Genomic DNA, 11,908 nt, shown 5'->3' on the forward strand with positions numbered 1-11,908 from the left:
GAACTATTTTTATCTAAATTCATCATATAACCTTCTCAAAGAAGCCAATTTCCAAAATTGACTCCTCTTAAGGTTATAGGGTTTCCATCTTTTAGTATTTTACCTTCTGTAGCAGAAACGGTTAATTGTTGTGAAAAACTTTTACAGATAGTTGCATTTGATATAATGAAGCGTAAACTAACTATTTTTAATCCATTTAATTTTTTTCATACTTTTTTTATTTTTAATGGTAAGTTAATTAAGCAGTAACTATTTTTTTGTTTTTCTAATTTTTAATTAATCAATACACTTTGAATTCCATGTGCTGGGATTTGTAAATTAATTTCTTTGTTAGATATAATAATTTTGTAATCTATTGGCTCACTTGTTTTATTCATAACAACAGAGATTAATTGTTCATCTTTGTTTTTAAATGTAGTACTTTCTATTGTACTTCTACTTGTTGATGTGCTTACTCTTTTTGCATTTGGTTTAATGAATTTTGAAAAGTGACCAATGTAGTAATAAGAGGGAGTATAAATCAATTCGTTCTTTGTCAAATCGGCATGAATAGGAGCGAAGCAAAAGTTTTGAACATGATTTGGCCCACCGTTTTCATTTAATAAGATATTCCAATCTGTCCAACCAACTGTTCCATTATTGAAATCATTAATCATAGCATTGCCATAGCGTTCTGCATTACTCCATTTTTGATAGTTTTCTTGACTAAACTCTTCTTGACAACCTTCTGTGAAAAGTAGATTTTTTGTAGGGAACGATTGATTTACTGTTTTAACGTTATCAAATTTTGGTTCACCACCAGTCCATGTTTCGTACCAATGGAAACCAATTCCCCAAGCATATTTTGCAGCTTCTTTGTCACTAAAGATTACATTAGCTCTATGAGAAATTAGGTCTCTATTATGATCCCAAACCACTATGTTTTTTTCGGAAAGACCTTCTTTTTCCATTATTGGTCCTAAATGATTTTTTAAAAAGTCCCTTTCTTCAGCAGCAGTATAAATACAAGATTCCCATTTTTGAGTTGCCATGGGTTCATTTTGAAGTGTAATTCCCCAAACAGGAAGTCCTTCTTTTTCATATGCTTTAATGAATTTTGTATAATATTTAGCCCAAGAATCATAATATTTAGGTAATAATTTACCGCCTTTAAGCATGTCTTTATTACTTTTCATAAATGCTGGAGGACTCCATGGACTTGCATAAAAAACTAAATCTTCTTTTATTAAATCAGCAGCTTTTTTAATTAATGGAATTTTAAATCTTTTATCTACTGAGATGTCAAAACTGTTTAATTCTGTATCACCATCTTTAATATAGGTGTAGCTTTCTGTACTAAAATCGCAACTATTGATATTAGTTCTTATGATGTTATAATTAATTCCTTCGTTACTATAGTAGGCATTTAAGAATTCTTCTTGTTTATCAGGACTTAATTTCGCAAACACTTCCGCAGATGCATCGGTTATAGCGCCTCCTATTCCTAAAAATTCTTGGAATTCTTTTTCTGGATTAATAGTAACAAAAATTTCAGTTTCTAAAGGTTGGTTAGTATTTTCAAATGTTAATGAGTTAGTTACAGTTAATCGTAAAGTAGTATTTTCTGCAGTTGTATAGACATTTGCAGTTTTATATTCTTTGGTTTCAATTTCAGGAGAGACATTGTTATTAATTGTACCAGAATTTTTCTCTGATTGATTACAAGAAATTAGAATCAATAGGAAAATATGTATATATATTATTTTATTCATTTTACCACACATAAGTTGCTACAGAACCAGCAGGAAGAATTGTTGATATAGGTTCATTTGCTGCATTAATATTAAAAGATTTTTGTGAATCAGTATTATTCAAGACAATAACTACGATTTTTCCTTCTGGAGTTTTGTAAGCCACATTTGGAAGTTCTGTTGAGGTATTTGATTGTATTCTAACGGATCCTGTTGGTACAAATTTAGATGAGTGTCCAATAATATAGTAAGCAGGATTTCTTTCTATTGAGCTACCGTTAATTGTTACAGCACCTAGACATTCAGTACATCCACCTGGAGTGTGAGGAGCATTATTAGGATCAGCAGCTAAATTCCATTGTAGGACAGTTTTACTCCAGTTTCTTGGAGCACCTATCATTAGTTCTCTAAAGTGCCATTTAATATCTGAAGCAAAATTTCCAGGAGACTGAATCCATTGTTCTGTGAAGTATACATTTTTATCTGGGTAGGCATTATGAACTAAACTCATATTGTCAATTTGTCCAGCATATAAATGAAATGCAGAGCCATCTATATAAGCACTTGCAGCATTATCATTTAAAATAGAAATAGGATAGTTAGGATGATCTAAATTATGATCAAAAATGATAATTTTAGTTTGAATGTTATTTGAAGCAAATGTAGGTCCTAAATTATTTTTGATAAAATCGGTTTGTTGAGGAGCAGACATCAACATACTTGGATTATTGTATGGGTTTTCTGGTTCATTTTGAATGGTAATTGCATCAATTGTAACGCCATTAGCTTCCATAGCTTGAATATATTTCACAAAATAATTGGCATAGGTTGCATAGTAAATGGTTTGTAACTCTCCACCAATGCTTGATTCATTAGTCTTCATCCAAGATGGTGCTGACCAAGGAGAACCTACTATTTTTATATTTGGATTAATAGATTTTATTTGCGTTAATACAGGAATAAGATTAGCCAAATCTGGTGTAATTGCAAAATTATTTAAATTTACATCTGTTTGTCCAGGAGGTAAATCATCATAAGAAAATACAGAAGCATCAAGATCAGATGCTCCTATACTTATTCTAAGATAACTAACCCCAATACTGTTTTCGCCTTGTCCAAAAAGTTCTTGTAATAAATCATTTTTTGCAGAAGCGGACATATTGTTTATTAATTGTGCACTTCCTCCTGTTAATGTATAACCAAAGCCATCCATTGTTTGATAGGTTGTGCCTTCAGAAACTGTAATTGTAAAATTATTGTTTTCGGAATAGGGTGATATTCCATTGCTTTGTAATGCTAATAGGCTTGATTTACTAGGTGTAGTTAAATAAAAATCAGTATTAACAGAACCAATAATAGGAGGAGGATAATATGACATGTTTTTATTATCACAGCTGTAATCTATTGAAGTAAGTAATGTAATCAATACTATTTTGAGTGTTTTTGTTGCCGTTTTGGTAAACATAAATATATTTTTAAAAGTTATTGTTGAACAAAAGAATAAGTTCCTGATTGATAAGTACCATCTAAAACAATTGTGACTAAATAATTTCCGTTAGTAGCTACATTAGTTATGTTTGAGCCTGAACCATTAGTGATGTTTCCTGTTAATCCATTAGGAGAATTGCTTCCCATATCAAAGTCCCACGGACTTATAAATTTCATTTCGTAACCTCCATTGATTGGAGTAGTAATTGTATAAGTATTAGGGTGTTGATAAGTCATTACAAGTTCATCTCTATCCTCCCATACTTGCCAATGAAATAATTTAAAATTGTAATATTCCCAATTTAGTGTTGCTTGGCTAAAATCGATACTAAGTTTTAAACCTCTGTCATTATTAATTGTAATATTGGTAGCATTCTCTACTATTGTATTGTTGCCAGTTACTTTATCTCCATCTGGACTTGAAGAAACACCTAGTTGTCCATTTATAGAGTAACTAGTTCCAGTGCCATTAGCATCCGAATTTAAACTATAATTTACAGAAGATTGAAACGGAATAAATTTATCTAAACTAAATAAATCTCCATTTTTACTAAATTCTTCGATCATAGTTCCATTAGCTAGTAAAAACAGTTGATTTGGAGTAGCAATTGGATCTGGAGCACTTGTGTCAATTTGTATAGTATAAGTATAGCCACTTGAAGATAAATTTAAAGTAATCAAATAGTTGCCAATGTTTGATGAAGGTATATCTTCAAAAGTGATACCTTGAGAAGTAGCATCACTTTCCATTACTAATTTGTTAGTGGAGCCTTGAATTCTCTTTAATAAGTATGACCAATCACCATTTGCTCTGAAAACAAAGTTTCCAGTATTTATTAATTGTACAGAAGACTTCCAAATTCCACCACCTTGATATGTTAATGGAGTATCTCCACTCCAACCTCCATTGATTGGGTCTCCTACTATGCTCCAATTGTCAATTTTTAAGAGGTCGTAAGTATTGTTTTCTAAGTCAACAGATATTCTATATTGAGCAGTCTCAGTAATTACTATTGGGTTCCCCGATTTTATTAAATCACCATCATTATTATTTCCATATTGATGGCATGGTAGCGTTTTTTCACTATAAAATTTGAAGCTATTCCCAGCTGTTAATGTTGTAAAAATTTCATGTTTGTTTGATGGATTCCCATCTGAATTATTCAAACGTTTCATTTCAATAGCTGTACTCAAAACAGTATTGTTTTCAGTTGCAGTACCAGACACATAAAGTTTTGTTGGAGTTAATTCTGTAGAAAATCTCTTAAATGAAATATCCTGACTTGCGTATGCCACTTTGTCTAGGCATTTTGCTTTTACAGCCCAAGTAATAGTTGCAATTTCATTTGCAGGATAACCACTATAGGATAAGTATTCATTAATTGTACTATTTGAAATTCCTAATGATAAGTCTTTTCCGTTATTTGCAGAAGATAATTCTAAAATAGGTGAATCAAAGGAAGTTGAACCAATAGTGTCAAAAACTATAGAATATTTTATAGTATAGTTTGCTGTTGAAACAGCAGGTAACCAACTAAATGTAACTGTCTCGTTAGGTGTGAGTTCATCTAATTCGATTGTTGTATTATCAGAAGGTAATTCAATTGTAGCTGGTTTTAATTCCCAATTTCCTAAAGGGTCTAAATTGTCTTGTTCACATGAAAGAAAAGAACATGTTGCAGTAAAAAGTAGTATAATTTGAATATATTTTTTCATAACAGTAGTTTTATAATGGATTTTGAACTAAAGCAGGATTTCTGTCCAATTCTTGTTGAGGAATTGGTAACAAAATTTTTGCTTGAGTCATATTATAATTTACAGGGTTTCCGTTTCTTAAATCAATTTCAACTAAGTTATTCATAGTACTAACTAATTGATTAAATCTTGCTAAATCATCCCATCTATGACCTTCTTGAAATAACTCTAGCCTTCTTTCTTTTAAAATAGTTTCTCTTAATACTTCTTTAGAACTTTTTTGTGATGCAGTTAAATTAGGTAGATTTACTCTATTTCTTATTCTATTTACTTCTGTAGCAGCAGGCTCTAATTGGTTTAATTCGTTTAATGCTTCAGCTTTGAGCAGAACTAAATCACCATATCTAAGTAAATATTGACGATTTGAACTTGCAAAACCACTAGCATTTTTCCATTTATAACTAAATGGAATAGAACTGCCAGTAGTATTTCCCCAATATTCATCTACCCATTGAACACTTTCAAATTTGATACTTGTATTTTTTCTTACATTGTCAGATTGTTCATCAAAAGCAGCTATTAAATTATGTGAGGGTGTAATAAATTTTCTCCAAGAATCACCAGTTAAAGAAGGAGGTAATAATAATTGAGGTCCATAATTACCTTCGTTTGCCCCTAAGAACTGCACTTCTATAATAGATTCTTTGTTGTTGTAATTATTTCCATCAAACAAATTATTATAATTAATTAATGCATAGTTAGCATCGCTATTTTCAAGTGCTACTACATGATCTATAACTTTTTGATAGTTAGGATTTGGTTTTTGAGCATAAGCTTTAGCTATCAAAGCATGTGCTGCACCAGAAGTTGCTCTAGCTTTATTAACAGTATCGTCATTTCCATAAGTGTCAGGAAGCAATAATACAGCTTGCTCTAAGTTATCAATAATAAAATCATAGACTTCTGAAACTGGTCTTCTAGGTATATTAACATCTTCTGGAGCTACCGAAGTTGAATAAGTAGTAACTAATGGTACATCACCCCAAAGCTTTACTAATGTAAAATAATGGTATGATCGTAAAAAAAGAGCTTCACCTCTTATTTGCTGTCTTCTTTCTTGTGTTAGTAAAGGGTCATTTACTCCATCAAGTTTAGCTAAAACTAGATTAGCTTTTGAAATTGCATTGTAAAGATTTGACCAATTTTTAAAAATTCTAGAATTTGTAGGTGTTACCTCTAATTTGTCGATAGAAAAAACTTCAGGATTATCACCACCAGCATAAGCATTATCTGCTCTTACATCTGAAAATAAAATATTATCCCAAACATAATATTCAGCTGATTGAAAGGATTCGTATGCACCTACAAGGGCTGATTCTATTTGACCTGCTGTATTGTATCCATTACCACTTGTTTCTTCAGAGATAGGTTCTAAGTCTAAAAAGTCATCACAAGAAGTTATAGATAAACTTAGTATTGTTAACGATATGATAAGTATTTTTTTCATGAATATATTTTAAAATGTAATATTAAAGCCAAATAGTATTGTTCTTGACTGTGGATAGGTTCCATAATCTATGCCTTGAACAGTATTACTTCCTCCAAAGGCATTTACTTCAGGATCAAAACCTGAATAATTGGTTAAGGTTATTAAATTTTCACCAGTGACATAAAAACGTAGATTAGATAAATTTAATTTTTCCAATGTATTTTGGTTAAAATCGTAACTCAATGTAATCGCTTTGAATCTAAGGTAGGATGCATCTTCAATGAAACGAGTTGACAATCTTGAATTGTCTGTGTTACCAAACGAAGCTCTTGGAATATCTGTTATATCTCCAGGTTGCCTCCATCTATTTAATACTTCTATGCTTTGATTTTTAGGATCAGTCATGCCTTCTGTTTCAATTCTTGTTGCATTTAGCATGTCATTTCCATAAGTTCCTTGTAAAAATATTTGTAATCCAATTCCTTTGTAAGAGAATGAGTTATTAATAGAGTATATGAAATCTGGGTTAGCATCACCAATAATAACTCTATCATCTTCACTAGGATTGAATGTTGACGCACCATTTTTGTCAATATAGTATGCATTTCCACTTGTAGGATCTACACCACCATAAACATAGCCAAAGAAACTTCCTAAGGGCAGTCCTTCTTTAACTAAAATGGCTCCTCCTCTTCCAGCAATATCTCCTAAGTACAATTCTTCTCCAACTAAATTAATTACTTCATTTTTATTGAATGAAATATTAAAAGTAGAATTCCATTTGAAGTTGTTAGTATCAACGTTAACTGTTTTTAGACCAAGTTCAAGTCCTTTGTTTTGAACTTCTCCAATGTTTTGTACAGCTCTATCAAATCCTGTAGTTGTTGGTAAAGGAGCTTCTAATAATAAATCTTTTGTGTTTTTTATATAGGCATCCGCAGTTAATTGGACTCGATTATTTAGTATACTAAAATCAATTCCTATATTTTTTTGAGTAGATTCTTCCCATTTTAGATTGAAGTTTTCAATTGTACCTGGATAAGTTCCTGGTTGTGCAGAACCTCCAATAGGATAATTAGCACCAGAACCTATAATTCCCAAATAAGCGTAATTTCTAATTTGGTCATTACCAACAATTCCGTAGCTAGCTCTTACTTTTAAGTTACTTATTAATGTATTCTCTCTTAAGAAATTTTCATTAGAAATTTTCCAACCAACAGATACTGAAGGAAAATAACCCCATCTTTTATTTGGTCCAAAAACACTTGAACCATCAGCTCTGAAGTTAGCAGTTAATAGATATTTATCATTAAAACTATAATTTAACCTGCTGATGAATGCAGTATTAGATTTTTCTGATTTAGAAGCTGTTGCTGCGATTAGCTCTGAACCACCATTAGGTGTTGTAATTGTTGCACTTGCAAAATTTCTGGTTTCCATGTTTGAATTGTCAAACTTGAATTTTTGAATAACTGAACCAACTAAGCCTTCAACTTTATGATTTCCTATTGTTTTTGAATAAGTAATGGTGTTATCAAAAATATAGTAATCTGTTGTATTAGTCGTTCTTATAGCTTGTCCTTTAATAGCTCTACCATAACCAGTTCTATTAGGATCTAAAAAAGACTCATATACTCCGTTTGAGTTATCAATGCCATAGTTTGTTTTGAATTTAAAATCTTTTAAGAATTTAGCTTCAAAAAATAAGTTTGCTAAAAATCTAGTGTTATTATATTCTCTTTCCAACCCGTCAGTACTTGCTAATGGGTTTTCCCAGTTTTGAAATGGGTTACTTGTAAAACTTCCGTTTGCATTATATACACCAATTACTGATGGAGTTGTTAAAGCACCAAGTAAAACACCACCAGAATTAACACTTGTATTATCTTTAACATCTATATCTGAATATTTTGTATATGAAATTCTTGTGCCAGCAGAAAGCCAATCATTTATTTTTTGGTCTAAGTTAATCTTAAAATTAAGTCGGTTTAATTCAGCGCTTTTTACAGCTCCTTCTTGCTTTATGTTACCAGCTGAAACATAGTAATTTGTTCCTTCTGTTTTTCCTGAAAAAGAAAATTGATTATTAAAAGAATACCCATCTTGAAAAATTTCATTTTGCCAATCTGTATTCTTGTTGTAAGTATTCCAATCTGTAGTTAATCCTAATTCTCCCATTAAATCTCTGTACTGTTCACCATTTAATACTTTTAATGTTTTCCATACTTGAGATACACCTATGTAGGAGTCATATGAAACTTTTGGTTTAGAAGTAGTACCTTTTTTGGTAGTAATTAAAACGACACCATTTGCACCATTTGCACCATAAATAGCGGCAGATGCAGCATCTTTTAAAACAGAAATACTTTCAATATCAGAAGGGTTTATTGATCTTGTATCTGTTGTAGGAACTCCATCAACAACATACAAAGGTTCACTTCCAGACAGTATTGAAGAAGTACCTCTAATTCTTATACTTAATCCCTGAGAAGGTTTTCCAGAGCTAGTTAAAACTTGTACACCAGTAGTTTGGCCTTGAATTAGGTTTCCAATTTGACCAGTTGAACGTGATTCGAAATTATCACCATCTATAACACTAACAGCTCCAGTTAAATCACTTTTCTTTTGTGTACCGTATCCAATTACTATAATTTCTTTAAGTGATTCAACATTGTCTAATAGCGCAATAGTTATGTAAGTTTCATCACCTAAAGGTACTTCTTGTTCTATCATTCCTACATAAGAAATAACTAAAATAGCTTTCGGATCAGTATTAATTTGTAATTCGAATAAACCATTAAAATCTGTATTAGTACCAATTTTTGAATTTTTTATAAATACTGAAGCTCCAGGAATAGGAAGTCCATTTTTATCTGTAACTTTTCCTTTTATAGTTTTAAGTTGTCCAAATGACAATGCAGTAAATAGAAAGAAAATAATAAAAAATCGTGTACTTTTTTGATTGAGTAAAATCATAAAAAACTAAATGTTAGTTAATATTTGTAATTTTTTGTTATCCAATTAAATTTACTAAATCGTTGTAGCGACTTGTTAATTTATTGTTAATTCAAAAGTAGACAAATGTTTAACCTATCTGATTTAGAGTAGAAAAAAAGTAGATTTAAATTAGTTTTTTTTAAAATTAATTAATTGATAATCAAATTTTTAGTATAAAATTTGTTTTTAAAAAAAGTAGTTAAAAATATAGATTTTTATTGATTTATATCAAAATAAATATCTTAAAAATGTAATTTTATTCTATTTTTTTTACAGCATCTTCAAAATTATCTCTATTAATTGCGCTATTTTTAATTTTAACTCTATAATTATATATAGTATTTACTGAATATCTTAATATTTTAGATATTTTAGCACTATTTGTTATACCTAAACGGATTAATGCATAAATTCTCAATTCAGTATTTAATAGTTCTTCACCATTTTTAAGTAGAATTCTTTCTTCTGGTTTTAATAATTCATTAAACTGAGAAATAAAATTAGGGTAAATGTGAAGAAAGGATTCATCAAAATTTTTATAGAAGATTTTTAATTCAGTATCAATAACATGTTTAGATTTAGTTAATTCTAACAATTCATTGGTTTTATTAGTTATAATATATTTTGTTACCGATTTTCTGTAAATGTCTAATTTATCAATATACTCAGAGTAAAGATTTAGAAACATAGCGATGTAATGTTCTTTTATATCGTTTGATTCAGATAATAATTGATATAGTTTACTTAAATCTTCATTTGTGAAATTAAGTTCAGTATTAAGTCGGTTTAATTCTTTATTAGCTTCATTTAATCTGTTTCTTGCACTTGATATTTTTTTATTTTGTTTGAAAATATAGAATAGTACAATTAGTAAAATAAGACTCAATAGACTAATCAAGATAATGAAGTTCTTTAGTTTAGTTTTTTGTTCGTTGCTTCTAGTTTCATAAGCATTAGTTATTGCTGGTAGAATATTTGAAATATTTACAAATCGTAAAGGTGAATTATAGAATTTAGCATCTTCCATTGAAAATGTAATAAAATTATGTGCTCTATCAATATCATTTTCTGAGTACAATAACATTGCTAATTCTGTTAAAGAAGCATTGTCTTTAACATTGGCACGAATATCAGAAATAGCAGATAATATCAGAAACTTCTTTTGATTATCTAAGTCATTATTCAATTGGTACAATAACGATCTTTCAAAAGTAACCATAGAATAAGCTCTATTGCCTATTTTTGTGTTTTGTAATCTTTTGGAATTAATAGCTAAAGCTTTTTTTAATTCTCTATTGTCTCTGTATTTTTTTTCTAATAAAGACAATGTTTCAGAAGAGGAGTTTGCTAATTTTTCGGATAAAGAATCTTTGTATTTTGCATATAGTAAATCATATTCCGATTTACTGTTCTTTACCATCGTATAAAAACTTAGGCCTGAATATGCTTCTTTATGAATAAAATAGAAGTTATTAATTAATTCAGATTTTAGATTTTTAGATTGTATTCCTTTTACTAAATCTAATGACTCTTTATATCTTCCAGAATCTACGAGTAGTCTTCCTAACTTTAGCTTAGATTCAGTTATTTTAAACTGATCACTTAACTTTTTTGCTACTTCAAGATTTTTTTCTGTGTAAAAGAGTGCTTTATCGAAGCTATAATATTGGTATTCATCAATTATTTTTGAAATAATAAAATATTGATTTGCAAGATTTGCCTTTTCGTCTTTTAATAGCGATTCTAAATTTTGTATTTTATTTTCTTTATTTTGAACGTAAGTTTTACTATTTACAATCTCTTTTTCAAGAGCAACAATTAAGGAATCTGTTTCAGTATTTGCAAAACAATATTGAAGTGATAAAAAAAGACTAATTAATAAAGGTAGTTTGGATAGCATGTTGAATAGTACTTTTAAAGACAAAATTTAAAAGTACTATATTTTTTTGTTTTTTGAGAATCTAAGTTTTAAGAATGCAATTTACTTATAATCAAATTCAGTTTGGTTATTCTTAATATAGCTAACAATTAAGGAAACAATATCTTCTTCTTGCTCGTCATTAAAAAAGATTTCATCTAAATCTTCCCAACCAGAAATTACTTTTTCATCTAGTTTAGCAATAGCTTTCTTTCTTTTTTCGATTTCGTCATAATAATTATTTACTCCAAATGAACCAATAGCTTTTGCTATTATATTGGCCGTTTTTGGAGCACCAATTTTTTTATATGCTTCTAAAATTTCTCGTGCATAATCACCAGCTTCTTTTTCAAAAAAGAACGAAAAACCTCCTTCATTCATAGCTCCTTCAAAAATATCGATGAGTACAAAATAAGTTTCTCCTTCAGTAAGTGTGTCGTCTTCTTGTTTTTTATCCCAAATAATGGTTCCTATGGCTTCAATAATTTCGACTTCGTCAGTCAATTGAAGGATTTCTTTTGTATTTTTCATTTTAAGAAGTTATAAGTTTTATGTTATAAGTTGTAAGCACTGCTGAACAAAAAGTTAAAA

General features: G+C 29.6%; 7 protein-coding genes. All 7 read right to left on the reverse strand.

From position 1 onward, the window contains the following. Positions 1–272 precede the first annotated feature (272 nt). The gene (locus FIA58_RS03495) at positions 273–1,751 is read right to left on the reverse strand and encodes a glycoside hydrolase family 30 protein (protein ID WP_140960116.1); all 1,479 of its coding nucleotides are present in this window, start codon (positions 1,749–1,751) and stop codon (positions 273–275) included. A gap of 1 nt (position 1,752) precedes the next feature. Then, positions 1,753–3,195 carry a glycoside hydrolase family 30 protein gene (locus FIA58_RS03500; protein ID WP_208022749.1) on the reverse strand — a complete coding sequence of 481 codons (1,443 nt, stop codon included), beginning with the start codon at positions 3,193–3,195 and terminating at the stop codon, positions 1,753–1,755. A 17-nt stretch (positions 3,196–3,212) separates the two neighbouring features. Next, the gene (locus FIA58_RS03505) at positions 3,213–4,934 is read right to left on the reverse strand and encodes a SusE domain-containing protein (protein ID WP_140960118.1); all 1,722 of its coding nucleotides are present in this window, start codon (positions 4,932–4,934) and stop codon (positions 3,213–3,215) included. 10 nt (positions 4,935–4,944) lie between these two features. After that, entirely contained in the window at positions 4,945–6,420 is a 1,476-nt protein-coding gene (locus tag FIA58_RS03510) for a RagB/SusD family nutrient uptake outer membrane protein (protein WP_140960120.1), read from the reverse strand. Positions 6,421–6,429: 9 nt separating this feature from the next. Continuing rightward, positions 6,430–9,378, reverse strand: a complete 2,949-nt coding sequence (locus FIA58_RS03515) for a SusC/RagA family TonB-linked outer membrane protein (RefSeq protein ID WP_140960123.1) — start codon at positions 9,376–9,378, stop codon at positions 6,430–6,432. Between the two features lie 277 nt (positions 9,379–9,655). After that, positions 9,656–11,299, reverse strand: coding sequence for a DUF6377 domain-containing protein (locus FIA58_RS03520; protein ID WP_140960125.1), 1,644 nt, complete (start codon positions 11,297–11,299; stop codon positions 9,656–9,658). An 81-nt stretch (positions 11,300–11,380) separates the two neighbouring features. Next, on the reverse strand, positions 11,381–11,848 hold the full coding sequence (locus tag FIA58_RS03525; protein ID WP_140960127.1) for a DMP19 family protein: 468 nt from the start codon (positions 11,846–11,848) through the stop codon (positions 11,381–11,383). Positions 11,849–11,908 lie beyond the last annotated feature (60 nt).

Origin of the sequence: Flavobacterium jejuense, from assembly GCF_006491595.2 — a bacterium.
GTDB classification, from domain to species: Bacteria; Bacteroidota; Bacteroidia; order Flavobacteriales; family Flavobacteriaceae; genus Flavobacterium; species Flavobacterium jejuense.